This window comes from Mycoplana sp. MJR14 (assembly GCF_029210525.1).
GTDB lineage: Bacteria > Pseudomonadota > Alphaproteobacteria > Rhizobiales > Rhizobiaceae > Mycoplana.
Genome location: NZ_JARGEO010000001.1, coordinates 410,712 through 435,814 on the forward strand (window position 1 = coordinate 410,712; position 25,103 = coordinate 435,814).

Sequence of the window (25,103 nt, forward strand, 5' to 3'; positions counted from 1 at the left end):
GAGATGCCTGCTCGTTGGCGCGCGTCGAGTACGCGGGATTGTGCCGCCCAACCAAGCGAACGCCAAAGTTCGATCGCGTCTCCAGCAGTCCTGGCGCAAATATTCCCGCATCTCCGCCGGCAATCACGACGTCGATTTTAAGGCTGTCCAGAGCTTCCGCGGCCGTGATCAAAAGCCCGAGGTTCTTGTGCCGAGCGCGGGATCCCAGCGCCAAGACGAACCGCCGGCCTCTCGCTTGGATAGCGCTGACGATGTGCGGTGCGACCGTCGCCAGGGCCGGGTTCCACGCGAGCACATGTTCATATCCGTTTGGCAGAACGGCAATGTCAGATTCTCGGATTGGCAGATAGCGCGCGAGCTGACGGGCCGAGGCATGCGAAACCGTGGAGATACAAGCGGAGCGGCGAACCAGTTGTGGCTGTAGGTGAGAGTAGACCGTGCGAAACACGCGACTGTAGCTTTCCGGAGCGGCAAAAATGTTGGCGTCATGAATGCAAACAATCTGATCCGCCTTGAAGGCCGGCGCGGTGTTGCAAAGAGTCGACTCTCGCTGATGCGAAACTTCCGGGATGTAATCAGCCGTAAGAACTATGATCTGATCGTAGTGCCGCAAGTCGAACCGACGGTAATTTGCATGGTTTCCTGCATCGGCCTCCGTAAGAAGTTCGTGGTCCATCTCCACGGCAACCCCCGTCTCGAGCGCAGCCACCTCAAGGCAAAGTTGCTCTTTCTGTTGATGAGGACCTATTTCCTGTCGCGCGTGGCCTCTGTCTTCGGCACCTCCCCGCGACAGCTCGATGCTTTCAAGTCGATGTTCGATAGCCGGCGTCCGCACCGATGGGTGCCCAACCCGGTACGAAGGTTCGAGTTCTCCGAAGCGCGGCAATCCCCCGGAGACACGGACATAACCTTCGTCAATGTCGGACGTTTCTCCTTCCAGAAGCAGGACATTCTCATCGCGGCCTTTGCCGAGTTGCGCAAGGTACGCAGCAATGTCAGGCTCAAATTAGTTGGATATGGCGCGGGGGAAGCGGCATTGCGCGCCGAGATCAAGCGACTTGGCCTAGAGGAGACGGTCAGCATCGAGCATCATCCCGAAAATCCTCAGCCGGCGCTCTCTGCAAGCGACGTGTATGTTTCCACCTCGCGCTGGGAGGGCTGGTCGCTCGCCATATGCGAGGCGTTGCGTTTCGGAATGCCGGTAATCGCCACCGACTGCGAATTCGGTCCCAGCGATATTCTCGTCGATAGCCGTTTGGGCCGTCTGGTGCCGGTCGACCGACAGGACGAACTCGTTAGTGCCATGGTCTATTATTGCGACAATCTCGCAACCGAACACGCGCACGCGGTCTACCGGCAGGAGTTTATCGACTGCTACAGCCCCGAACGGGTGTTCGAGGTGCATGCTAAGGCATTGCTTGGTGCGGCTGCGGGCTATTAGGCCCTGTTTGAGGCGAGGTTAGGATGGCGATGCTCTCCCGGCGCAATTTCCTGATCTGTTCGGTGGCTTCGGCCGGCCCTGGGAGGGCCAAAGCGGCTTCGACGGAGGATCCGACCTTGGGACGATCGATCGTTTTTGAGGACGAGTTCACAACAATCGACTGGTCAGTCTGGAACGCCGGGCCGAAGCCGACGAAATCCGATCCGGGCTTTTATGGTCGTTCGGCCTTTGCGACAGGCGGTGGTCGGGAGGGGGTCGACCCTTACCTGATCGTTGATGACCCAATGGCTAGCGCGGGCAAGGCGCTCCAGATCAGCGCAAAATACATCGGTCGGCCGATGAGCGTGCCTCACTACTACGGCAACGCTCTGGCGGAGTTCCAGTGGATTTCCGGCAATATTCAAACGGCCCGGCGCGATGGGACTATCACAAGAGGCTGGCGCAGAGGGTATTTCGAAGCGCGCATGATTTTTCCGAAGCACCCCCTGAGCTGGCCGGCGTTCTGGATGATGAACGGACGTAGTGTCTTGTTTCCAAAGACTAGCATCGAAATCGACGTTGTCGAGCACAAGGGCTGGGAACCTAGGCTCTATGGAGCCTATCTGCATGAGTGGGGCAAGCCTGGCGAGCATCACGAGGGTACGGGAGTGCCGACGCGGCAAGACATGACCGAAAGCTACTGTCGCTATGGCGTGCTCGTCACTGAGCAGCAATGCAGGCTCTATTTTGAACGGCAGCCGGTGATCGACACCGGCACGGGCGCGCCCGTGGACTGGACTATCACCCGCGCTGCCGAACTCGACGCCAATGCGGACGTGTTCTGGCCGCTTTTCACGCTGGCGCTCCGATCCGATGTCGGCTATCCCCAACCGCTCCTGGACGAGCACAGGCTTACGCACATGCGCGTCGATTACTTCCGGGTCTATGCCTGAGCGCCGGCGCGTGTGTAGCGCAGAAGGGGACCGCGCATTGCCTCGGTTTCCGGCTCCGCGCAGCAAAGAGCGGCCAGGATGAAGAACAGCAGACCGAGGTCGACGGTAGGTCCCGCGACCAAAGCACCTATCATGAGGCAGAAGCAGCCGTTGCGAGCTGCAAGTCGCGCGTCCGAGGGGAAGGTGCGAGGTGTGCCGCGACGTCGGCCAAAGGCCGACAGCGCGAAGAGCGAAAAGAATAATGTGCCGGGGATGCCGACATTTGAGAGCAGGGCAAACAGAAAACTTGAGGTGCGGGCCGTGCCAAGTCCGACGCCGAGTCCGTAGGAGTCGAGGAAATTGTTCAGACCGTGGAGGTTCCACGAGCCGCGTTCGATCGCCGAATTGGAAGTGGACTTGCTGAAGAGCAGAAGATCGAAATACTCGTAGATTTGCCGGTGGACGTTCTCATCGAGCATGGTGAACAGCACGGCGAGGAGCACGAGGGGCGGTGCAAAGAGGACCACGACCAAACTGCTGCGGGTACCAGATGCCCCTCCTGACCGCATGACCGCCGTCATGTAGAGAATAAGCAAGCAGAACGGCAAGGCGAACAACCCGGTTGAAGATGTCGACCGGACCACAAGGACTGCGGAGAGAAGAAAGAGTGGCGCCGTCCATAGTGTATCACGGCCGCAGAGCCACAGGGTGCCGGTGAAGCCGATCGCCGCCAGGCTTATGCCGGCGAAAGCTGACGCCTCCGGCCACGATCCGGCGATCCGCTTCACGTTGAAAACGATGTCGTCTGTGTGGAAGGTGTACCGGGCGTTGCGGATAAACAAAAACAGATCGTGGGCAGCGGTACCGTGGGTCACCACATCGAGAATGGCAAACGCGACATTGGCGCCGGAGAAAGCCAGTACGCCTATGGTGATAGCCCTAAGGCCAGCCTTCGTCGAGCCTATGGAAACGATCAACACGAAGGCGAGGAGATCTGCAGCAAGGTACACTGTTTGGGTAAAATTGCTGGAGACCGGTCCCAGAGGAACGGCGCCCCCCGTCGATGCATACTCGGAAACCCCGAGCGGAATGATGTCGGTCATGCGAGCGAGAAGCCGCGGCATGAAGAAGCCCGCAACCGTGCCGTAGACCAGCAGGCAGAGCAGCCAGAATGCAGGGTTCGGGAAACGCAGCGCCTCAAGCGCGAGGGCGAGATTCTTTCGAAATGTCAGGGTGCTGAGCGCTAGGAAAGCAAGAAAGAGGTGTGCAGGCTGGATATTTGCGGAACCTATCAGAATCGCGCCGGCGGCGCCCAGGACGGTGAGGGTGACGAAAGCGACGACGCTGGCACGTGGGCGGCAAATAGGCAGTAAATACCCAGAGCGAGAGTGAAGATTCCTACCGGCTCAAGGCTCATGCGGCAACACCTGCTGGGTATTGACCCTGGGAACCGCCTGCGGTTTCAGAGTATTTGTTTAATTCTCACAAGGTAACGCCGCCTGTCTACGCGCTGAAATTCCCAACCCCACCAGCTTCTCGTTGCTCATTTACACAGAAAGCGGCGCGGGCAATCCTCCATCTTTTCACATCGCTCTGCAAGGGAGGGGCTAATAGGTGAAGGTGCCCCCAGCGTAGGGCCACGCCAGCGCCAAGCACCGGCGTGTGCCGACTCCCGACGAAGACTGCATCTGTCCCGCCGTCAATGACGCGCCATTGAAGCTCATAGACTGGCTTTCCGCCTGGCTCCTTTTCGCCGCATCGTTTCTGGTCGGTTCGACTTCGACCGTTCAGCAGATCGTTCCCTTGTCGCATCGCTTGCCGCTCCTGAAATGCGCGGCGCCACGATGGGCACCGTCGTGGCGGCGTTCTTTCGGTCATCCATTTTAGCCGCCCGCTGTCCAGCTTCGTGAGGCAGCATGCCGGATCGCGCGAGATGTCTCGATCGGCGGGACGAGGGCGCTTATGGCCGCGGCAATGACGTTTCTGAGGCTGCCTCATCATCCCAGGGGACGGTACTCGCGCCGCCGGCGATCGGCCCCAAGTCACCGGGTCACCCAATCGGCAGTCGTCGGAGTGAACCGTGGAGGAGCAAGGGTGCCAGCGAACTTGCAGACGGACACCGCGAGTTGGACCGAACGTCAGTGCCGGCGCGGTTCGCGCTGGACGTTGTATCGAAGCTCGCAGGCGGTAGCGTAGGGGCCAAAGAGGCGGACCAACTTCTTTTCTTCTGCCTGATTGATATTGAAGCGCCGGCAATAATCCTTGACTGACCAGACTTTTGTGGCAGCAGCAATGATCGCGGTTTGGTGTTTCATCAGATCCTCCCTTGTTGGAGGATTACTAACAAAGGCTAAATTAGAGCGCTATAAACTATGACATACGGTGGGATCCTCCTGCATACGGATCTGACAACCGCTCGGATTTTGTGTTGGGGGTGGTGCTTCCCTCATTAGCTGCGCCCGTCCCGCATGCTCACTCTGAGCGGTCGCCCACGCCCAACTGAATAGCCCGATTGGCTGTCGAGCGTCGAGCGGGCAATGAACGACAAGGCATCGAAGCCTTGTCAACCGGATAGGCTATATACAGCTCAGGGCGAACACGCGGCTTCAAACTCGCTGATGACATCTGGGGAGTTGTCGTCGCGAAGTACAGCGTCCGCGCCAACCAGGTCCGGATCAAGCTCGACAGCTTCCTTGGTGAAGGACGCGATGAAATAGGCTCTTTTGCCCTCCCAGACCTCGCGCCCCTCGATCAACGCGTAACACGGCCGCGCCGATTCAAAATCCGCCTGAAGTTCATCTGCCGTCGGCTGAGATGTGGCCGCCAAAAGCACAACCGCGAACAATATTGACGACATCGACTTCATCTCCTCTGATCTGAGACGATAACAGCAGATTCAGCGCGCGAGGTCGATATTGGAGAGTCGGCTATGCACAGCAGCGCTGAGACAGTCGGTAGAGGAGATCCGGTGTGCCGTAGAGAAGGCGCCCGGTCGACAGTGGTATCCATCCCGTGCAGAACCTGGCCATGCCCCGGGGTGGGCAGCATCTGCTCAAAGGATCAGTGTTTGTTCCTTTCGCCCGGCGCGATCGGTTGCCGGTGCGCCGGGCGAAAGGCACGACCCACTTCTGGATCTTCTGCTGATCGCCTCCGTTCAGTGTCGCGGATGACGACCCACCAAAGGCCTAACGAACCGGCCAGGCGTATGAGCGCGGTCAGCCAGAACCAGATCGGGGAGAGGCCTTCTAGGCGATACAATGCCGATGGCATTGACGGACATCGCTCCCTGGCCTCGAGTTCCGTAAGCATGCGGCTTTTGCTTCAAGATGGATCCGGAGCGCGGACCGGCGCTGCCTTGCTTCGTTCTCTGCTGCGCTGATCTTGACGTGTTAGCTGGGTTCTCTGATCCCTGTCATGGCGTCTATTCCTGGCGAAGCCCGGCGTAATAGATGTCGTCGAGAATTCTTGCGCTCCGGACAAATTGCTCGCAGGCGGGATCGTAGCCAGGATTTTCAGCCAGCCGCCGAAGCCAGTCGACAGCCGCACGGCCGCTCCAGTCCTCAGGTGGACGACACAGCTCGCTCGATGATGTCCCAAGGTGATGATGGGCGTGGAAATCGTAGAACGAACCGCCGACGTTTGAAAATTCCAGACCGCCCCGTTCACCGAAGAACCGGCAGCGGATGATGGCGTCGCATCCCGCATGAAGTCGCCAGGAACAGGCGAGGCGTATTGTTGCGCCATCGTTGCACTCAAGCGTCGCCGTGGCAAAATCCTCGACTACATTACTGCTAGAACGCATCCGTTGCCCGTTACTATAAAGAGCCGCGTCCACGACGCGGACTCCGGTGGGCTGCAGGAGCCAGACCGCCAGGTCGACGAGATGAATGCCGAGATCGATGAGGCAACCGCCACCCGAAAGATGCCGTTCATAGAACCACGGCTTGTCAGGGCCGTACGCGTTGTGAAATTCCAGATCGAGGGAAAATACGGTTCCGATGTTTCCCCGGCCGATCCGTTCGGCGATCATCTGAAAGCCCGTCGTGAAACGATAGGAAAGATCCACGCCGAGGAGACGATTCGCATCGCGGGCGGCGGCTACCACATGCGACACTTCCTTTCTGTCACGCCCCAGCGGCTTCTGGCAGAACACGGCCACGCCGGCCTTGAGCGCCCGGATCGCCTGCTCGGGATGCATGGCGCTCGGCGTGGCGATAACGAGACCGTCCAACTCCCGTTCAAGCAACTGATCAAGGTTGTGAAGGACTTCGCTTCCCGGCGTGAGGCGGCAGGCCTGTTCCAGCATCGCGCCGTCGGAATCGGCAATGCAGGACACGTCGGCAAGGTCGCTCCGCGCGATGGCCATCAGACGGTTGCGACCGATCCAGCCCGTCCCCAGAAAGCCGAGCTTAGGACGATGACCGGCAAGGGGAGCACCTTCGGGCAGAAAGCGTTGCGGTTTCATGGGAGCTCCCCGCTCGTTTCGGGACAACCGTCTGGCCGGCTACCTCGTCCGCGTCGTTGTCGGAGCAACGGAGCCCGTTTCGTAGAGTGGCAAGTTCAGGCCGTCGTCCGACCGACATAACCTGTCCTAACGATACGATATCCATGCAATGGTCTCTGCTGCGAGGTTGCCGAAAAGCCGCCTAACTCCGTAGCGCCCAGTCGGTTCCCGCATCATCTATGATGCCCGCGGTGACGTCATGCCAATCCGACACGACCACAGCTTGCATCGCGCTGCCACACGACCGCCTATCTCGGAGGCGTTTCCAGAGCGTTTCCCCTTCACGATGGATCATTTCCGCAAGAGCTGAAGAAGCTTCGCGCTTCATGGGGCTGGATGAGGTCGACCAGTTTTCCGATCCGATCCCACAAGGCGGTCACGGTTCGCTCGCTGCCTTCGCCGTAAGGCCTTCTGTTTCGGAATGCCTCTTCGAGGGGTTGAAGTCCGAACTGTATGGCGGCAGGAACATCGTGCCTCACAAGGAACCGACGCAATGCCGACTTGCTGACACATGATCAGATCCGCGTGGGCTTCTTACGGGAGTTGCGGTCGCCGCTGAGCCGACCAGGACGAATGTTTCCTTGCCGGATTTCCAAGTTGCGCCAAATGTTACGCACGCGGCACTCACACCAAATCGCGCGGCGGCTTTGCGGTGAGTGCCCCGCCGGCGACAGCGGCAAGCACACGGGTACGAAAATCAACGGGAAAGCGCTTTCGACATCTCTGCCGACCTCAGTCGGCAGCGAGCTTGAATCAGAACGCGCCCGATTTACGAAGCCCCCGATTCAATCGGTCAGGGAAACGCTCTAACCGTCGTCGATCGTCCTGTACCGCCTTTTGGAAATATTGGCTATGGACCAACCGGCTTTTCGGTGGACGCAATGGAAGAAAGGCATGCAACAAGGGCGAGCACTGCGGTCATTACGAAGAAGGCCGGCCCGTCAGCGGGATCGGCGAACGAGGTGTCCAGCCTGCGGATTTCGCAGCGGGGCTTCAGCGTCAGAAAGCCGTCCAGCAGACGGCCCTCCCCACACCATGCACAGCGACCACGTAGGCCCATCATATAAGGGGATCGCCGCTCTCCCGGTTCGTCATCAACATGATGTTCCATAGCGTACGGCAGGCTCGCACTGACCGAGCAAGGCACGGCGGACTAGTCCATTGACCGTGCCGTCAGAAGGAGCTGTACAAGAAACCTGACGTCGCCAGGCCTTTTCCTAGCAACTGCGGGCAGCCTTCAGGTCGATGAATTCGTCCAGGGCTTGGGCCCCGATGCTGTCGCCTGAGAATTGGTCCAGTATCGCGCTGATTGCGGATGTGATGCAAAAGGCTGTGACCTCGGCTTCCAGTGCCTCCGCCGTATCCTTTGCGTATGTGAGAAGGCGGGCAAGCGCAATCAGCTCCCGCCTTCTGCCATCAATACCGGGCGGTACCGCCGCTGCCAAGTTCATCGTCTTTCCCCAGTGCCCAACCGTTGGCGCAGCATAGAGGTGATGAGTGTCGCATGCGCGTGACATTGGCGTGACACACGCAATATGAGAAGTCCCGATCAGCGCTTCGCGTCGCTCAACATCGATTTCCACATCGACGTCGACCTGAAAACCCATGACGGCCTTGTCCCGGAACGCTGGTCGGGTGCGTGGATGACGGCCCGAATAAGCGCCAATGCATCGGCGCGCTTTATGTCGATATAGAAGGCACGAAAGCTCTCGAAGAAGTCGGCGTCATAGATCGGATTCTCCAGGCACGCCGCATTTGCAATGCTTCCCCAGTTCCGCTCCTTATAAAAAATTTTCCTGACGATGCATATCAGTTCGTCCTGCTGCTCCATTGTAACGTGACCCGCCGCAACGAGATGCTCGAGGGTCACCACGAGGTTGACCATCGGAATGGAAAGAGCGCGAAATCCCAGTTCAGCCGGTGCGTGGATCAGCGCAACATCTGAGTCATCGACCATCATCGCCGTTGAATATCGCCGATGGACCTCGCCGATCCCTATCATACCAAACGTTTGGCATTCGGCTGCCCGAAGAGCACCCATGCTCGAGCTGCCGAAGATCGACACACCCTCGGTAAGGCCGTAGAGAATCTCTTTATGCCAAACCGGCGCCGTATACTCGAAGCTCCCGTCGATCAAGCCGACGACGGAAGCTCCATCGAGCACTGCGCGCAGTATATCGCCTTGCCTGGCGGGAGGGCGCACGACAATGCCGGACGCGCTGAGTGAGGCGGCATCGGGAAGGCTCGGCCCGACGAAAATGACCTTCATCTGGCACTTATGGCGAGCGCCAGGGCGCGTTCGCCAAACCTACGCCTGCGTGCACCGTCAGGGTTTTCGAGACCCGGGACGATGGCCTTGACGACTGCTACTGGAAAATTGGCTGAATGGAGCGGCACGGAAATGGCGGCCTTGATTCCAGCTGAACTCAGTTCGCACAGTACGCTTTTCAACATCACCGAAGGGTCCCCGGACGCGACCATGGATCGTTTTCGGTCTCGCACTCCATATCTCGCCCCAAAGAGATCCTGCGTCTGCTTCGGTAGAGGACGTTCATAAGTTTCGCTAAACACATCGTCCCGGGCGCCGCTGATAAAAGTGAGACGCGACTGGGCCACCTCGGTCAACGCACGGATCACGGCCCGCTCTTCTGCCAGATGGGCGCCGTAGCCGATGGTCACCTCATAGAACCGAGGCTGCGATCGCGTGAGAATGCCCCTTTCGGCGACTATTGCCGCGTAGCACGGAATAGCTATGTCACTCGAAATATCGAACAGGCGAAGGTCCAGTCCCGACGAACTGTATCGTTGTGCCAGGTCATCGACTATGGGATCATTGAAATCGGCCGGGTCTACGCAGGACGATAGCCGTGCAGAGAGTGATCGAAGTCGCCACAGTACATCGGCGTCCCGTTCGATCCGTTCGAGCAGAGCATGAAGCGTGGCCTCCGACTCATTGTTCCCCGAGGCCAGTCCATCGGAAGATTGCCAGAAGCGGCAGTTGTCGCGCGTCCGGTCCAAGATCACAGCCTCCAAGGGAACCCAAACCGCAGCCTTGGTGAAAAGGTCTTTGCCTTCAATCCAGGCGATTGTCTCATCCTCTCGAATGTCGTCCTGGTTTGAAGCGATCAGCTGGGACAGCGTGGCAAAGCATCTGCCAGAGTTTGCCGTTCTGCGGGCGATGCCTCCAGAACTGGAACAGCCGGAGTGCAAGCGACGGCTCGCTCCAAGGCCTCCATCGCAGCGGAAACGCGGGCATCCATGTCGCTGACGCCTTTGCCCTGATTAATAACGATTGATTTCGAGTTGGGCGATACGGCGCTCCAGACCGGAATGCCTAGTCTGTCCAGTCCGGTCAGGCGGGAAAGCCGGGCTATTCCGAATTGCCGCAGCAAAGGCTCGACCTGCACCCAGGTCTCCGCCGGCTGACGAGTTCTATCGCTATAGCCTTCGGCGGCACTCTCCATGCCTTGCTAGCCGTCCATATAGCCGCCGGATACCGATGCGGCGGACTGCGCAACGACCGCAAGATCTATGCCTTTGGTGAGAGTGACGCCGCTCTTTCGCAGCTCGTTGGCTGTTTGGAGCGCGCCCGCAGTCGGATCTACGATCCGCGTCACAGTTCCAGCTCCGAGATCAGCGACCCATAATCCGTCTTCTCCCGCAACACCGATCACAACCACCTTTGACATTTGTAACCCTTCTCCAGTTGTGCAAGTCCTCAGAACCCGGCTTTGACAAGCCCCTCTTTGTAATGTTGCCTCTGCCACTCCTCCTTGAACGGAACCAGAGCCATCCATGTGTCGAGATCAAACGTTGGGTGAACATCGAACGTCTTTCGGACAAACTGGCGCGCCTTGCGCATATCACCAAGCATCCCCCAGCTTGCGGCTGAAAGCCGGTCCGCGGGCGTTCTGTCTTCCATAAGGCCGATGTAGTTCAGTGCATCTTCGTATTGCCCAAGCGAGTAGCAGGCGCCGGCCGCTGTCCAGAAATATTCATCCGGAGCGATCGGGTTGAGCTCGATGGCATGCTTGACCTTTGTCAGTCCCTCCGCGGGCCGTGAACCCTGGATCAAGGCGTCTCCAAAGCTCGCAATCAGATTTGCATAGTGCGGGCTGAGGGCTTCCGCCTTCTGAAAAAACTCGGCGCTTTCGTCGAATTGGCACAGATAGAGCTTGGCAACGCCCAGTTCCTTGTATCCGGCAGACAAGTGAGGGTCGGCATCGATGGCGTTTCGGGCGTGTCGCTCAGCTGCCGACAGCAGGCCCGCATCGTTTCGCGCCGTGACAAGCCACTCCAGGAAATAACTTCGGGAAAGGCCACTTTGTGCGGGAGCAAACTCCGGATTGATCTGAAGCGCTTCCCGGAAGTTCTTTTTCGCTCTGCGGATTTCCGGGAGGCTCAGATTCGTTAGATGGCTCTGACCGCGCAGGAAGCGGCGATAGACGTCAGCATCATGCTCGTAGTTGCTTCGGATGGCTTCGCTTGCGTGGATCTGTTGTGTGAGGGTAGCCGCAAGGCGAAGTGCGAGATCGCGTCGTGACCTGAGCAATCCTGCACCGTGCAATTCAAAGCGTTCGGCCCACACAACTTCATCACTGCCGAAGAAAATCAACTGGGCGAACAAGGAATGATGCCCGCCTTCGCGCGTGAGCCGTGTATCGAGAACGTAGCTGATTGCATGTCGCTCATAGGTCGCTGCCTTGTCAGTCTGGTGACGAATCTTGGCCGCGCTGTAGGGCGCTACGACCGATACGGAACGCATGCTGCACAGGCCGATGGTAACATCTTCAATCAACGCGGTGGCGAATGAGACGGTCTCATGATCTGCCTCAGTCGCCAAAGGTGGGAGCAGTACCAGCCGCGGCAAAGCCTGCGTGCTGAGCGTCCTCTCTTCGAGAGGCAGTGGCAGCACAGTTCCATGGTTCGCAACGGCCACTGCCCTGTCTCCGCCCATCTGGAACATGGCGCCTCGAAGCAGGGCGCGGATCGCGTCGTCAGAAGGGTCACGTTCCAAAAGCCTGATTGCGGCGTCCTTTGTCGAGCGGTTGGCCAAGTCCTCGCCACAGACGCCAATGGCGAGAACACAGCGGCGAAGGATACCAAAATGCGCTTCACGTTCGCGGACAATCCAGTTGGCCAGCGCCGTGCTTTGCGTTCGTGTGTCTCGCAAAAATTCCTTGCGTAAGGAGGATATCAGTCGCCGTGCCCGGGCCTTGTCGATAGTCGAGCTGTCGGCGAGGACGTCGTCCAGATCGGTATCGGCCGTATCTGCGCCTACCCCAATTTCTGTCTTCGAGAATGACAAAAGTTCCAGACCGAGCTCTGCTTGGCGGCCCAAGATGCGTGAAATCGTCTTGCGAAGGTTTGCATAGGCCTGATGCGGATCGACGTCGCCCCACAAAAGCCTGGCGATCTCTGGCCTGGCGCAGCTGGGTAGACCACTTGCCTTCAGGAAAGCAAGGACGATCAATCCCATCTGCGGGAATGCCATATCATTCCCGTCAGGGCCCGCCAATCTGAGCCGGCCTAGTGTGTATAGGCGGCAGGCGGCCGACACCTAAATACGCTGCTCGTTGCCGCGCTCGGGCGCAGGCATATCGGGGTCTTCGGTTTGCCCTGCAAGCGCTTTGGCGAGCGCCACAATTTTTCTGCGAAGCACCGGATCTTGGATCTTGGCAAATGCCCGGTTCAGGGCAAAGCCTTCGCTCGTCTTAAGAAAGGAAGCGATTTCGTCGGGCTCATTGACGACACCCTCTGGCAGCAACTTGCTGTCATCCTGAAAGAAAAAACTGGGAGCAACGTTAAGGATCCCTGAAATGGCAACCAGACGGCTGGCGCCAACCCGATTGGTCCCCTTTTCGTATTTCTGAACTTGCTGAAAAGTGATGCCAAGGCGCTCGCCGAGCTTTTCCTGGCTAAGTCCGAGCATGAGGCGGCGCATCCTGAGCCGGGAGCCCACCAAAACGTCTATCGGATTCGGTTTCCTCTGTTCCATGTGCCCCCCAGTCCAGCGACGAATGTCAGTATGTCCCACTAGCAATGCCGATGCAACTTCCGCGATGAATCATGAACAGAATTCCCGGCCTCGCGCCGTTACGAAGGGGTTATCTTGCAGACCGTCAAACGGATCATTGAAGTTGCAGCGCTCGCGTCGCGGCCGAACGGCGAATGCACATCAAAATTCCTCAGAACACCTGGCAAGTTGAGCACCGAGCTCGGTCAGCGCGCGGGCCTCGGTTTCTATTTCCACTCCGGGGGTGCTTATCGCGAACAGTAGTGGCTGCCAGCAGCAACGTGTCTCTGTCGGAAAGCCGCATCTCGGTCAGGACACCCGGCTGCGGCTCCGGTCTGGCGTTAGGCGTCTTTGAGAGACGGGGTCCGTTTCGGACGGCGACACTTTAAGCGCAATGACTCCCGCTCAAACGCCGGATGCTGCAAGGATACATGACTACCTCCTCCGCCCGTACATTGCGCTCTTGGCGAACTGCGAGCAAAAATCGCCAGTCTGGAGGGGGGACGGCTTGCGCACTCGCGGCGTCCTGCCGTTCGAGGCGGACTTGCCTACGGCGCGCTCCATCAAGTGGCCGGCTGCGGAAACGCCGCGGTCGACGCCTTCCCGCCCTGCCCAGGTCGACCTTCATCCCGACCGCTTCGTCTTCGTCGAGTGCGACAAGGAAGAGGCGGTACTTGCAAGCTTCGAGGAGGCTTTGCGATACGGCGGGGTTGGTGCAGTCGTTGCCGAGTTGGTGCGGCTGCCATGACGGCATCGCGCCGCCTGCAGCCTCACGATGATCGATGTAGATCCGGCGGCCGACCTTGCCGCGCTGGAACGACTGACGCAGTGGGCGATTGTCGCAAGATTCTCCCGTCGCCGCCTGCCTTGACTTGGCTGACGGCACGTCGATCCTGGTCCATCTGACCGACCGGGCGCCCATTCGCGGCCGACCCGGCTACTGGCTCTTGTAAAGCAGGGGCGGGAAAGCCAAAAGCATTCTGCACTTCGATGAAAATAGCACTCTATGCTCAGGGGCTGATCGGTATACTGGTGCCGGACATGCCAGATGCCGCCTGTGCCGCGAAGCTCAGGAAGCTGGCCGAGATCTTTGGTGATCGTGCCTATGTTTCCCTCTATCTTCGCCGTCGGTCCACTGATCAACTGGTTCGAAACGTCCCAATAAAAATAAAACGAGTTGCGTAACAACTTTGTAGCAGCGATGGCTGGTCGTGGTGCTACGCGAAACAGTGCAAAAGAGGCGGCGTCTGGTTTGCGCCGCCACAAGCGGTCACGCCGACGTGTCTACACGATACGCCATCCCCAGAGACCTTGGCGCGGTCTCCTTGAAGCCGAACTTTTCATAGAGCGTGTTTGCCGGCACATCAGCGATTAGGCTGACATAAGCCGAAGGATGAAGGTTCTCTTTCACGTGCTCCATGATGGCCGTCATGATTGTCTTTCCGAGCCCGCGCCCCTGGTGCTCTGGATGGACGGCGATATCCACGACCTGAAAGAAGCAGCCTCCATCTCCGATCAAGCGTCCCATTCCGACCGCGGAACCCTCGTGAAAGATGAGTGCGGAAAAGATGGTCCCCTGCAACCCCTTTTGCGCGGCGGCCTCCACAAACGGGGTTAGCCCCGCCACGGCGCGAAGATGCAAATATTCCGCAACTGACGGGGTTCGAGCTACGACTGAGTAGGTAGGCTGGTTCATTTGACTTCTTTTCCTCTTCACGCCAGGCGCAGAAGCGCTACAGACATTGTTCCACCTAGCAGATGCGTCGGTATCCGTTTTGATCGCAGCAAGGGAAGACTGCAAGTCTTAAGGTAGAGCACAGAGATCCAGAATTTTGTCATGCTCGCCGCGGGCGGATTAGGCGGTCGCACAAGGGTCGCCTTTTATTCCCCTACCGCTTCGGCAGGTGCCCAAGAATCCAGGTGTGCACATCTAGAAGACATTGCGCTCCTCCTGGGGCGCCGCGATGTTGAAAACCTTCGGATAGCCGCATACCTTGCAAGCTCGTGTCGCTGGGGGCCAAACCCTCTGAGGCGGCGGGCTGTTGAACGGGGCAAAAACGAGAATACTCACTGAGGGGCGAGACAATGGGCGATTTGCTTACGCAACGTCTGATCCTTGAATTCCTGAGAAAGCACACCTTGGCGGTCATCGCGACCTGCCATCGCAATGGAACGCCGGAGGCTGCTACGATCGACTTCTCGGTGCGCGACAATCTTGAGATCGTGTTCAGCACTTTCAACGACACGCGAAAGTTCGACAATCTAGCGGAGCGTCCCGGCGTCGCGTTCGTAGTCGGATGGAACGACAATATCACGGTTCAATACGAGGGCGAGGCAACAAGGGTTCCTGCCGCGGATATCGAACAATACCAGGAAGCTTATCTCAACAGCCTTCCTGCCGACAGGGAGTTCATAGAGAAAGGGGCCGTGATGTTCAAAGCGACGCCGCGGTGGATTCGATACTCCGATTTCAACAAAGAGCCTCCCGAACTGATCGAGATTCAATTCTGACAGACGCGACGGCTTCGGGTCGCCGTCGCCGGCCTGTTCGCCCTTTTCAACCCGATCGCAAACCGCGGGCTTGACGGCCTGGCCCGCCGCATTCCGTTCTCGCTGTTGGACGGCTCGACAAGGCCAGCAGCTGCTCGACGGGGATGTATCGATCGGCGTACCGGGCGAGATGAATGTCGACGGTGCCGTCGCCTGCGCCTCGATCGTTTCCAAGCCGGTGATCGGCGCTCTGCCACCGCAGGAATTTACCGGTGAGGGCGAAGACGAGATCACCCTTGCCGGACAGATCCTGCCGGTACGGATCGGCGGGACCGACCAGTTGGAGATCGGCCACCCGATGCGGTGGGCTGGAACGCGCTTTCCGCTGATGCGCGGTGACGGCCACCGCTATGGCTGGTTAGCCATCACCAGCATCAGCGAGAGCCATTCTGAACTGGCGCGAACCGGCGTGCCGTTCGTCGTCAGGCACTCGATCACCATGATCAAGACCGCGCACGATATCGGCGCCCGGCAACAGATCATCCAAGGCCTGCTGTCGCTCTTCAACACCTTCAACTGAGGCCACCCATGCCGAGAACCATCACCGCCGAGCGCGAGGGCATCGCCCTCGACGCGCTGCTCTGGCGTGTCCACGGCGTGCGCGGGCGCGGCCTGCTCGAAGACACCTATGCCCTTAATCCGGGGCTTGCCGGGCTTGGCATGCATCTGCCGATCGGCGCCACCGTCATCATCCCCGACATTCCGGAACAGGCGTCGGAAAATCACCTCGACGGGCAGGACATGTCGGCGGCCAATGCCAATAGCTAGGGCCGGCGCGATAGCTTGCCGGCAGCCAGCCAAGTTCTCCTCCCGTCCTCCTCGGTTCTCGCAATGATAGCAATAGCTAGATTTAGCACTTTGCACGAACATCGAAAGGTTGGTACGTACAGTTCAGCGCCTCGGCGCTGTTCCCCTCTGGGCTTTGATAGCCCGTTTGCCCCGCATGTGGCGGGGCTTTTTTTGCGGAAGCAAGATGACCCGTGACCCATGGTGGCTGTACGCTTTGCTGATTGCTGGCGTGCTGCTGACGCTGGCGAGCATGGCCGGGCATGTCTGGCAGGTGCTCTAGCGTTCCTGCCTCACCGGCTGACTGGACTCGATCCGCTGCAAGGTCTCGCGAACGACGCGAATGTCGAAGCCCCAAGACGCAGCAGATGTCGCCCCCGGTAATCGAAGAGACTTGGGACGTTCAGTGTCCCTCGAGCGACCGCATAGAGACGGCGGCATCGCTGGTTTGCTTTTCGACGGCCGACAGGCGGAGTTCCTGCATGTCGAGCGTTCGCATCTCACCCTCCAGGGCGGTCAACTGCTTGTCCAACTTGTCGAGCCGCCCAGCCGCTTCTGGCAGCCATGCCTTGGCGCCTTTTGGGTACTGGATCGCCCAGAACCTTTTCCCCGCCTTCAAGGTCTGCAGGATCGGGTAGACTCGCCCGATGCTTATCTCGCCCTCTAACCCCTGATAGTCCTCGTCCGGCTTGCCGTCGATGCCGGTCTCCACTCCCATGTCCGAACCCATCGGTATTTCTTTCGCGAAGTTATCGCTTCTTCCGTGCGCGCTTGGTTGTTCGATAGGCTTTCGGATTGCCCAAGACGGCAAGGATATGGTGATCGGCCAAGGTAGCAATCGCCGTACAGACCTCCATCTCATCCCATCCTGCCATCACTGCGTCGCGGACGAGGTCCTGCAGCCGTGTCTCTATGGCCGCCTCGCATTCGAGTAGACGGTCCATGCTGATCGGCGTTCTAGGCGAGCGTATATCGGCCATGATCTCCTCCATCCTGGAGAAGGATAGAGCAGCCGAACGATCTGGAAAGGCGATGCAATCGATGGCTACTGCCCTGGCAGCCTGTGGTCCACATCCGGCGTCGGCGGCCTGATCCTTGCCTCGATCCCCTTGCCGCCGCACTCCGAGCAGCGGACGTGATCCGCGACCTGGATCGGGTGGTCACTCCCAAGCTTCGACACGAACTTCTCAGCCGTCACCGTCTTGCCCCTCTGGCACCGCGGGCACCATAGGTCGAAGCGGTATCCCTGGTCATGGAACTGTCCAAGGGTGGAGAGGGTGATTTCGCCGGACATAGGCTTGCGTTGCCCAAAGGCTGCAGAACGTCAAGAGAACATCGCGGGTCTCTTCGGCCGATGCGCAGCGCCTCTGGGACCTTCCTTCAATGGTGCAGTGAACACCTGTCGCTTGTTGAGGTTCCATAGGAACAAAAATGGCTAGCCCGAGCTTCCCCTCATAAAGCAAAGGCAGGAGGCAGACATGACCCCGGAAGTCATGGTGAGGCGAGCATTTGAAATCGCTCAAGACGCTCACCGAGGCCAATTGGATAAGGCTGGAGAGCCATACATTGAACATTGCCGGCGCGTCGCGGAACAGGTGAAATCTGCAGACGAAAAGGCGGTTGCATACTTGCACGATGTCGTTGAAAAAACACGCAGATGGCCGATAGAGCGTCTCCAAGCTGAGGGGTTTCCGCGCCCGGTTCTGGCGGCAGTTCAGGCACTGACAAAAGCGTCTTCGGAGAGTCACGAGAGCTTTATCCGCAGGGCCCTGAGCAACAAGCTGGCTGCGGATGTAAAGGTTGCGGACCTGAGAGACAACCTCGTTCAAGCACTGCAGCTGGGAGGGGACGTTACACCGATCATGCGAGACCTTGCGACCGCAACGGCCAAAACCGCATCGCAGCAAGCAGCCAGTACGGTGTAGGTATGGCGAAACATAGTTCTCAAGATGCACCCGGCCACGACCCGATGCCGGCTCGTATCGAACCCTGCCTCGCACAGCTTGTCCGTAGGCCGCCAGTCGGGCCGGAATGGTTCTTCGAGGTGAAATGGGACGGCTATCGGTTGGCGGTTCACAAGGAGGCGACGGGCGTCCGTATCATCACGCGCGGCGGCCATGATTGGACCGATCGCTTTCCCGCCATTACGCAGGCTGCAGACGCGATGCACGCAAAAACGCTGATCCTGGACGGAGAAGCGGTCGTTCTCGATAAACAGGGACGTTCCGACTTTGGAGCCCTTCAGCAGGCTCTCGGAGGGCGCGGCGGTAAGCGCAGCGCCGGTGAAGCTCTGTTCTACGCCTTCGACCTTCTCTACCTCAATGGTCACGATCTCAGCCGCATGCCACTGCACGACCGGCGAGCCATGCTTGAAGCTGTGGTTCACGTTCCGGGCGGCATCATTCGCTTGTCTGAGGAGATCGGCGCGAACGGCGCGGATCTGTTGAAGGGGGCGTGCGGCATGGGCCTTGAGGGCATCATCGGCAAGGACGTTACGAAGCCATATCGTTCCGGACGCCTCGGCGACTGGGTGAAGGTTAAGTGCGTCCAGAGCGAGGGGTTCCTAATCGTCGGCTACCAGCCCTCTCAAGCCGCGCTCGGCGGGATCGGTCGCCTGCTCCTGGCGGCAAGAAAAGGGAATGAGCTGGTCTATGTCGGCGGCGTCGGAACCGGCTTCACCGCCCGATCGGGTACCGCGCTACGCCGCCAGCTGGACGATATAGCGATTCCGAAATCCGCCATTGAGGTCGAAAAGCGCAAGGGCGTGTTCGTAAAACCGATACTGCTGGCGGAGGTAGAATTTCGAGCCTGGACCCGCGACGGGAAGCTACGTCACGCTTCGTTCAAAGGGCTCCGGGACGAAGCGGACGAGGCGTCGGTCTACCGCATTGGGGACTAGCAACCGGTGGGAAGTAGCTATCCGGCATCAGCCGGAGCACGCGCAACATCCCATTCATGAACTGGCGATTATCGTGGGAAGGGCGGGACTTACGTCCACGCTTCGCAGGAAGAGCGGCTTGACGATAGCCAATCCCGCGTCGCTCAGGTCTCCACTTGCCATCTTCTTTGAGCTAATGATTGAAAGCAGGATCTGGGGCTTTCCATCCTACGCCTCTCAGGCTGTGACCTCCGCGCAACCCCCCCGCACCTTGTATTGAACAGGACGAACACGGCCATAGCGCGATTCCAGTCGTAATGATCTCGCAGGCGGCCGCAGGACAATTGGTCAGGGGAGAACTTCCCTTCACTCAGGCTTTAGAGCTTGGCACCGCAATTGTGGACGCCGCCGAGCTGCCGAATGCGCTTGTTGACTCGGCGTTCACTGCCGCTTACCCGGTTGGCACGTTTAGTGATTTCGTCTGTACGGAGGTCGCAGGTCCCAAGGATTTAAGGACTGTGCTCGACGGCAAAACTGTCATCCGCGCGGCGACGTCGCTTCTTTCACCAACAATTGGAAGCCCGACATGCTCGGAGAGATCCAGCTCGGTCGTGAAGACGTTTCCGCGACCCTTTAAACGCTTCAGAAGGTAGCTGTCTTCAGCGATCTGCTTCCGAGGTCTCCCTTTGTCGTCGTAAGAATGGCCCATCCTGGTAGTTGAGAACCCCGCGAGCGTCACAGACGGCACGCCCATGAAAAGTGCGTAGCAGGTGGCGGCGACGCCGTTCGTCACCTTGCCGACCGCTCCAATGCCGGCGGGAAGCCCGCCACTCACCGCGGTTACCATTGCCTCGCGTTCAGCCTTGGTGGCGCGCATGAGGCTTCCATAGCGCACGTGCGGCTTAGCCAGGAGTTCCAGATGCATCCACCAGAGAGGCTTGTTGTGGAGCCATAGCAGGCCTCTCGTCTTTACATGTGGATGTTCATCCCACGACTTCCTCCGCTTGCGAAACGTCAAGTCCGCAGGCGGAAGCCCTAACGCGTTGGCTGTCTTCCCGGCGTTGTTAATGTCGACACGTGCACAATGTCCAATCAGGTCAGGTGGAATGGTGGGGGAGGGGGCGGAGCCAAGGATCAACCACGGCCTATCCAGAATGCCAAGCTGTGCGAGCCAGCGACGGTGTCTTTGTCGTAATTCCTCAAGTGCATCAGGGTCGATCGCCATCGCAGGTTCCGTAGCTAAGGCAGCGAGAGTGCAGCAATGGGTCAGCTGCGGGTCGCGGCCTTTCTCTCAAACTCGGCATTGCAGAAGCACGTCTGTGTTTGGCTTTCGTATTGACTGTCGACGAAAACGGTTTCCTGAAAGTAAATTGTTGCGGAAGTCACTATCAGACCTCACGCAGCGTCCGCATTGCTCCGACCAGATCTATACAAACCGTTGCCATGCCAGCCGAGCCGCGGGTACCTCAGGAGAACTCATGTTGGTGGCGTCGCCTTAACCTGACGTAGGACGCAATCATTTCTTTGTCCTGAATTTCAGGCTTGGATCGGCAACGCGATCTCACGCCAGGTGGCGCTGGCGAGGGCGCGGAGTTGGCGATGATCAGCGGCATTCAGGTGTTTTCGATGAAGTTGGAAAAGATTGGCAATTTGGCCGTGGGTTGAGACGAAACGTTGGCATTGACCTGCCGACTTGAACCGCATCATGCGTCGCTCTCGTCGTCGAACGGGAAGGTGAGAATTTTCTGCGAGGTTGTTGAGCCCTTTGTGCGAACGGTGTTCGATCCCCAGCATGATCTCTCGCTTTGCGGCGGAATAAGAACGCAGCTTGTCTGTCACCATCACGCGCGGCGCAACACCTTGGCTCTTCAACAATTTGCGCATCAGCCGAAGAGCGGCTCCCTTGTTTCTGCGGCTTTGCAGCAGAGCATCGAGAACGTAGCCGTTGGCATCGACGGCGCGCCACAGCCAGTATTTCTTGCCCTTGATCGATACGACCATCTCATCGAGATGCCATTTGTCTGCGAAGTTGCCGATCGACCGCCGCTTGAGTTGGTGGGCGAATTTCAGGCCAAACTTAGTCGTCCATTCTGAGACGGTCTGAAACGAGACGGCAATGCCGCGCTCGGCAAGCAGGTCTTCGATATCGCGCAGGCTCAGCGGGAACCGGTAATAGAGCCATACCGCATGCGCGATGATCTCGGCTGGAAAGCGGTGGCGTTTGTATCGGGCGGACGCATCGTCAGTCATGCCGATAGACTATTGCCTCGATCCGCACCAGCCGGTTAAGGCGACGCCTCCTGCTCGCGATATTAGAATGTGGCGCCGTCCTTGTGGCGGTGGAGATCGCGCCGAACGTGCTGCAAAAAGTGACACCTGGTCTTTTGCGGCGTCGAGCCGGAGCCGGCACGCGGCGCGGCCGCATGATGGCTGCCCCGCCGCAGCCCGTGCCAGGGCCTTGCGGACGCTTTGTAGATCCGTCCCGCTTCGCAAGGATGGAACTTTCCATACTTGTGTGGATTACCCTGCATTCAAGTCAGGAGGTGGGACATGGCACGCAAGAACTCAAAGCCCGCAGGTGACATCGCGACCGTTCACGACCAACAGCTTCATCGGGGAAAGGGCGGCGAGCTCCATCAGCTTGCGGAAGACGGACAGGACGTGCTGACGACCGCATTGGGTACGCCGATTGATGACGACCAGAACACGCTCCGCGTCGGAGCGCGCGGCCCGGCACTGATAGAAGATTTCCACTTCCGCGAGAAGATCTTTCATTTCGACCACGAACGGATCCCTGAACGCGTCGTGCACGCGCGTGGCTATGGTGCGCATGGGTACTTCGAAACCTATGAATCTCTGGCGCACTACACGAAAGCAGATTTGCTGCAACGTCCTGGCGAGAGGACACCAGCTTTTGTCCGCTTCTCTACTGTCGCTGGAAGCAAGGGATCATTCGACCTTGCAAGAGACGTGCGCGGCTTCGCCGTTAAGCTTTATACGCAAGAAGGTAACTGGGACCTAGTGGGAAACAACATTCCGGTCTTTTTCATACAGGACGCGATCAAGTTTCCCGACATCATTCATGCGGTGAAGCCCGAACCGGATCGAGCCTATCCGCAGGCGCAGTCAGCTCATGACAATTTCTGGGATTTTATCAGTCTGACGCCCGAAAGCATGCATATGATCATGTGGGTCATGTCGGACAGGGCGATTCCGCGTTCATTTCGCTTCATGGAAGGCTTTGGTGTCCACACCTTCCGATTCATCAATGCCAAGGATGAATCCACCTTTGTGAAGTTCCACTGGAAACCCAAACTCGGACTTCAGTCGGTGGTCTGGAACGAGGCGGTGAAGATCAATGGAGCGGACCCTGATTTCCATCGGCGCGATCTGTGGCAGGCTATTCAATCCGGCAACTTCCCGGAGTGGGAACTCTGCGTGCAACTGTTCGACCAGGAATTTGCAGACAACTTCGAGTTCGATATTCTTGATCCAACCAAGATTATTCCCGAAGAGCTCCTGCCCGTTCAGCCAATCGGGCGGCTGGTCCTCGACCGCATGCCCGAGAATTTTTTCGCCGAAACCGAGCAGGTCGCGTTCATGACCCAGAACGTCCCCCCGGGCATCGGCTTCAGCAACGACCCGCTGCTTCAGGGGCGCAACTTTTCCTATCTCGATACGCAGTTAAAGCGTCTGGGAAGCACTAACTTCACCCATCTGCCGATCAATGCCCCGAAGTGTCCGTTCCACAATTTCCAGCAGGATGGGCACATGGCGATGAGAAATCCCAAAGGCCGTGTAAATTATCAGCCCAACTCATGGGGGGAGGGACCGCGGGAGTCGCCCACGGCGGGCTACCGCCATTTCCCCTCCGAAGAAGCTGGCCAGAAGGTTCGGCTGCGGCCGGAGAGCTTTGCCGATCATTATAGCCAGGCGCGCCAGTTCTTCATCAGCCAGACATTGCCCGAGCAGCGGCACATCGCCATGGCACTGATATTCGAGCTAAGCAAGGTCGAAACCCCGGCTATCCGCGAACGAGTGGTGTCCCATCTTCTTAACATCGATGAGACGCTCGCCGGAAAAGTCGCCCTCGGCCTCGGCATTGTCGAACTACCGAAGGTTGCGGATGCTGCAGTGGAGCCCCGGCAGGACCTCGAGCCATCGCCAGCCCTCAGCATCATCGAAAACGGTCCCGACCGTTTCGAGGGACGAAAACTCGGAATGCTTTTGACCGACGGGAGCGATGCAGGACTCGTGAAATCGTTGATGTCTGCGATCGAGCAGGAGAAGGCGGTTGTCGAAATTATCGCGCCGAAGATTGGAGGGGTCACGCTTTCCGACGGGACGTTTCTTCCTGCCCAGCAGATGATCGACGGCGGGCCATCGGTTCTCTACGATGCCGTGGCGCTACTTCCCGGCCCAGACATGGTTGCTGACATTGCCAACGAGGCGACAGTGCGCGATTTCGTTGCCGACGCCTATGCCCACTGCAAGTTCATAGGCTATGTCAACGCAGCCGCTCCGCTCTTCGAAAAGGCAGGCATCGATGATCTCGACGAAGGAACCATCGAGCTCGCTGATGACGATACTGTCGAAGGTTTTGTCGGCGATCTGGGCAAACTGAGGGTCTGGGCGAGAGAGCCCGCGACAAAGCTAAGCTAGCGGAATCATCGGGCGTTGCTTCATATCGGATCCTCACGGGAGCTGGGGTCCGGTGCGTGAGGGCCGTGCCGGTCTGGTCTCCCCGGAGGCGACACCACCCGCCAGCCTTGATCGTCCATTAGGAGGCATGTATATAAAGGGGCAGCAGTTATTGTGGTCGGCTAACCGAAGTTGCCGAGGCTCATGCCATCCTGGAGTTTATCCGGTGCGACTACTGCCACTTTCTTTCGCTCTGCTTCTCTGCTTGCCGGCCCCCGTACCCGCAGGTCCGCTTCATGACGCCGCACGACAGGGCGACGTAGCGACAATCGCGGGATTGCTAGACAAGGGCGCCGATCCATCCGAGCTTGACGAAAGCGGCGAGCCGGCCCTGATTATCGCAGCACTTTCCGGCCATACCGAGGTACTGGCGCTGCTGCTCGAGCGCGGGGCAGATATCGATATCCGCAACAAGGGCGGTCTGACAGCCCTGCACGCGGCCACCTATGCCGGCAGGATGGACGTCGTGGAAATGCTGGTGGCAAAGGGTGCCGACGTGAACGATGCCCGGAACTTTTATCAAATGACGCCCCTGCATGGAGCGGCGGAAGAGGGGCACACTGACGTGGTCGCTTTCCTTCTCACCCGCAACATCAATATCGAGGCAAAGGAACGAAACGGCTACACGCCTCTCACACAGGCAGGATGGCGATCGCACTGGGACGCAGCCGATCTTCTTCTAAAGGCCGGGGCGAAATGCCAGAAGGCCGAGATCGTGGGCAACTGGCTCTATGCGGAGTGTACCAAACGAAAATGATCCGGGCCCGGCAGGCGCCCGGAAGGAGGCTGGCATGCGCTTGAAGAGTTTGATCGCAGCGGTCCTCATTGGAGGCTGCTCGCTATCGTGGCCTGTGTTGGCGGAAAATCTCGTCAATACCGGCTATTTCGGTGATCTTGCGATCAAGGGATATGACCCGGTTGCTTACTTCAACCAGAACAAGGCCGTCGAAGGCTCGCCTAGCTTTACCTATCGATGGCTCGGCGCGACATGGCAGTTCACTAGTGCGGAAAACCGTGATCTGTTTGCGAAAGAACCGACGAGATACGCGCCGCAATATGGCGGCTATTGTGCCGATGGGGTCTCCTTAGGTACGGTCACCACCAACATCGATCCCAAGGCATGGCGGATCATCGATGGCAAGCTGTATCTCTCCTACGATCCCGGTGCGGCGGAGGGGTTTGCCACGAACCCCACCAAATTACCCGATTCCCAGCAGCATTGGAGCGAGGTTGAACAAACCCTCGTAACCGAAAAGGCCGGGATTGACTGGCGCCACGCACCGCGTTGAGCCGCATCTGGCGTCGCAGGCGTTTGG

Annotated in this window: 26 protein-coding genes and 3 pseudogenes; 11 read left to right on the forward strand and 18 right to left on the reverse strand. The window is 58.7% G+C overall.

The features are described from left to right. Nucleotides 1-28: 28 nt before the first annotated feature. Nucleotides 29-538, reverse strand: a pseudogene (locus P0086_RS01995) (glycosyltransferase); the annotation flags it as partial. On the opposite strand from P0086_RS01995, the gene P0086_RS02000 reads away from it, so the two are divergent. Both P0086_RS02000 and P0086_RS02005 read left to right on the forward strand, forming a co-directional pair. Continuing rightward, nucleotides 488-1,441 carry a glycosyltransferase gene (locus P0086_RS02000; RefSeq protein WP_275782230.1) on the forward strand — a complete coding sequence of 318 codons (954 nt, stop codon included), beginning with the start codon at nt 488-490 and terminating at the stop codon, nt 1,439-1,441. The pseudogene P0086_RS01995 and the gene P0086_RS02000 sit on opposite strands and share 51 nt — an antisense overlap. Nucleotides 1,442-1,470: 29 nt before the next feature. After that, nucleotides 1,471-2,373, forward strand: coding sequence for a family 16 glycosylhydrolase (locus P0086_RS02005; RefSeq protein ID WP_275782776.1), 903 nt, complete (start codon nt 1,471-1,473; stop codon nt 2,371-2,373). On the opposite strand, the gene P0086_RS02010 is transcribed toward P0086_RS02005, so the two are convergent. The 12 genes and pseudogenes from P0086_RS02010 to P0086_RS02065 form a co-directional block, all read right to left on the reverse strand. Continuing rightward, entirely contained in the window at nt 2,364-3,455 is a 1,092-nt protein-coding gene (locus tag P0086_RS02010; RefSeq protein WP_275782231.1) for a hypothetical protein, read from the reverse strand. The two genes, P0086_RS02005 and P0086_RS02010, sit on opposite strands and share 10 nt — an antisense overlap. A gap of 1,035 nt (nt 3,456-4,490) precedes the next feature. Next, entirely contained in the window at nt 4,491-4,667 is a 177-nt protein-coding gene (locus P0086_RS02015; protein WP_275782232.1) for a hypothetical protein, read from the reverse strand. 272 nt (nt 4,668-4,939) lie between these two features. Next, nucleotides 4,940-5,209 carry a hypothetical protein gene (locus tag P0086_RS02020; protein WP_112596690.1) on the reverse strand — a complete coding sequence of 90 codons (270 nt, stop codon included), beginning with the start codon at nt 5,207-5,209 and terminating at the stop codon, nt 4,940-4,942. 564 nt (nt 5,210-5,773) lie between these two features. Continuing rightward, complete coding sequence (locus tag P0086_RS02025) at nt 5,774-6,817, reverse strand: Gfo/Idh/MocA family oxidoreductase (RefSeq protein WP_112600548.1); 1,044 nt, start codon at nt 6,815-6,817, stop codon at nt 5,774-5,776. A gap of 320 nt (nt 6,818-7,137) precedes the next feature. Continuing rightward, nucleotides 7,138-7,540, reverse strand: a pseudogene (locus P0086_RS02030) (hypothetical protein). Nucleotides 7,541-7,706: 166 nt separating this feature from the next. Then, nucleotides 7,707-7,967: a DUF983 domain-containing protein gene (locus P0086_RS02035; protein WP_345799290.1), complete on the reverse strand. Its 261-nt coding sequence runs from the start codon at nt 7,965-7,967 to the stop codon at nt 7,707-7,709. Nucleotides 7,968-8,073: 106 nt separating this feature from the next. Then, nucleotides 8,074-8,463 (reverse strand): hypothetical protein, encoded by a 390-nt coding sequence (locus tag P0086_RS02040; RefSeq protein WP_148188184.1) that lies wholly within the window; start codon nt 8,461-8,463, stop codon nt 8,074-8,076. Then, the gene (locus P0086_RS02045; RefSeq protein ID WP_275782233.1) at nt 8,406-9,125 is read right to left on the reverse strand and encodes a TfuA-like protein; all 720 of its coding nucleotides are present in this window, start codon (nt 9,123-9,125) and stop codon (nt 8,406-8,408) included. The genes P0086_RS02040 and P0086_RS02045 overlap by 58 nt, the downstream gene beginning before the upstream one ends. Then, complete coding sequence (locus tag P0086_RS02050; protein WP_345799291.1) at nt 9,122-10,066, reverse strand: YcaO-like family protein; 945 nt, start codon at nt 10,064-10,066, stop codon at nt 9,122-9,124. Before P0086_RS02050 ends, P0086_RS02045 begins: the two co-directional genes overlap by 4 nt. 260 nt (nt 10,067-10,326) lie before the next feature. Beyond that, complete coding sequence (locus P0086_RS02055) at nt 10,327-10,545, reverse strand: hypothetical protein (protein WP_112596682.1); 219 nt, start codon at nt 10,543-10,545, stop codon at nt 10,327-10,329. Between the two features lie 29 nt (nt 10,546-10,574). Continuing rightward, nucleotides 10,575-12,350 (reverse strand): hypothetical protein, encoded by a 1,776-nt coding sequence (locus P0086_RS02060; protein WP_275782234.1) that lies wholly within the window; start codon nt 12,348-12,350, stop codon nt 10,575-10,577. Between the two features lie 66 nt (nt 12,351-12,416). Then, a complete protein-coding gene (locus tag P0086_RS02065) occupies nt 12,417-12,854 on the reverse strand; it encodes a helix-turn-helix transcriptional regulator (protein ID WP_112596678.1) in 438 nt (145 codons plus the stop codon). Nucleotides 12,855-13,355: 501 nt separating this feature from the next. On the opposite strand from P0086_RS02065, the pseudogene P0086_RS02070 reads away from it, so the two are divergent. After that, nucleotides 13,356-13,617, forward strand: a pseudogene (locus P0086_RS02070) (damage-inducible mutagenesis protein); the annotation flags it as partial. A 525-nt stretch (nt 13,618-14,142) separates the two neighbouring features. On the opposite strand, the gene P0086_RS02075 reads toward P0086_RS02070, so the two are convergent. Then, the gene (locus P0086_RS02075; protein ID WP_275782235.1) at nt 14,143-14,568 is read right to left on the reverse strand and encodes a GNAT family N-acetyltransferase; all 426 of its coding nucleotides are present in this window, start codon (nt 14,566-14,568) and stop codon (nt 14,143-14,145) included. A gap of 389 nt (nt 14,569-14,957) precedes the next feature. Here P0086_RS02075 and P0086_RS02080 point away from each other — a divergent pair, with 389 nt between their 5' ends. The 3 genes from P0086_RS02080 to P0086_RS02090 all read left to right on the forward strand — a co-directional run bounded on the left by P0086_RS02080 (nt 14,958) and on the right by P0086_RS02090 (nt 16,190). Continuing rightward, nucleotides 14,958-15,383, forward strand: a complete 426-nt coding sequence (locus tag P0086_RS02080; RefSeq protein WP_112596675.1) for a pyridoxamine 5'-phosphate oxidase family protein — start codon at nt 14,958-14,960, stop codon at nt 15,381-15,383. Between the two features lie 70 nt (nt 15,384-15,453). After that, a complete protein-coding gene (locus P0086_RS02085; protein WP_275782236.1) occupies nt 15,454-15,942 on the forward strand; it encodes a phage tail protein in 489 nt (162 codons plus the stop codon). 8 nt (nt 15,943-15,950) lie between these two features. Next, nucleotides 15,951-16,190, forward strand: a complete 240-nt coding sequence (locus tag P0086_RS02090) for a tail protein X (RefSeq protein ID WP_275782237.1) — start codon at nt 15,951-15,953, stop codon at nt 16,188-16,190. A gap of 421 nt (nt 16,191-16,611) precedes the next feature. On the opposite strand, the gene P0086_RS02095 is transcribed toward P0086_RS02090, so the two are convergent. Continuing rightward, nucleotides 16,612-16,938 carry a hypothetical protein gene (locus P0086_RS02095; RefSeq protein WP_275782238.1) on the reverse strand — a complete coding sequence of 109 codons (327 nt, stop codon included), beginning with the start codon at nt 16,936-16,938 and terminating at the stop codon, nt 16,612-16,614. Nucleotides 16,939-16,957: 19 nt separating this feature from the next. Continuing rightward, a complete protein-coding gene (locus P0086_RS02100) occupies nt 16,958-17,188 on the reverse strand; it encodes a hypothetical protein (RefSeq protein ID WP_112596670.1) in 231 nt (76 codons plus the stop codon). Between the two features lie 498 nt (nt 17,189-17,686). On the opposite strand from P0086_RS02100, the gene P0086_RS02105 reads away from it, so the two are divergent. Beyond that, nucleotides 17,687-18,133 (forward strand): HD domain-containing protein, encoded by a 447-nt coding sequence (locus P0086_RS02105; protein WP_275782239.1) that lies wholly within the window; start codon nt 17,687-17,689, stop codon nt 18,131-18,133. Between the two features lie 44 nt (nt 18,134-18,177). Further along, entirely contained in the window at nt 18,178-19,107 is a 930-nt protein-coding gene (gene ligD / locus P0086_RS02110) for a non-homologous end-joining DNA ligase (RefSeq protein WP_345799292.1), read from the forward strand. A 430-nt stretch (nt 19,108-19,537) separates the two neighbouring features. On the opposite strand, the gene P0086_RS02115 is transcribed toward ligD, so the two are convergent. Further along, nucleotides 19,538-20,311, reverse strand: coding sequence for a hypothetical protein (locus P0086_RS02115; RefSeq protein WP_275782240.1), 774 nt, complete (start codon nt 20,309-20,311; stop codon nt 19,538-19,540). Between the two features lie 311 nt (nt 20,312-20,622). Beyond that, entirely contained in the window at nt 20,623-21,336 is a 714-nt protein-coding gene (locus P0086_RS02120; RefSeq protein ID WP_052642687.1) for an IS6-like element ISRsp9 family transposase, read from the reverse strand. 300 nt (nt 21,337-21,636) lie between these two features. On the opposite strand from P0086_RS02120, the gene P0086_RS02125 reads away from it, so the two are divergent. The 3 genes from P0086_RS02125 to P0086_RS02135 all read left to right on the forward strand — a co-directional run bounded on the left by P0086_RS02125 (nt 21,637) and on the right by P0086_RS02135 (nt 25,076). Further along, the gene (locus tag P0086_RS02125; RefSeq protein WP_275782241.1) at nt 21,637-23,748 is read left to right on the forward strand and encodes a catalase; all 2,112 of its coding nucleotides are present in this window, start codon (nt 21,637-21,639) and stop codon (nt 23,746-23,748) included. A gap of 205 nt (nt 23,749-23,953) precedes the next feature. Next, nucleotides 23,954-24,544 (forward strand): ankyrin repeat domain-containing protein, encoded by a 591-nt coding sequence (locus P0086_RS02130; RefSeq protein WP_275782242.1) that lies wholly within the window; start codon nt 23,954-23,956, stop codon nt 24,542-24,544. A 34-nt stretch (nt 24,545-24,578) separates the two neighbouring features. Next, entirely contained in the window at nt 24,579-25,076 is a 498-nt protein-coding gene (locus tag P0086_RS02135) for a YHS domain-containing (seleno)protein (protein ID WP_275782243.1), read from the forward strand. Nucleotides 25,077-25,103: the final 27 nt, after the last annotated feature.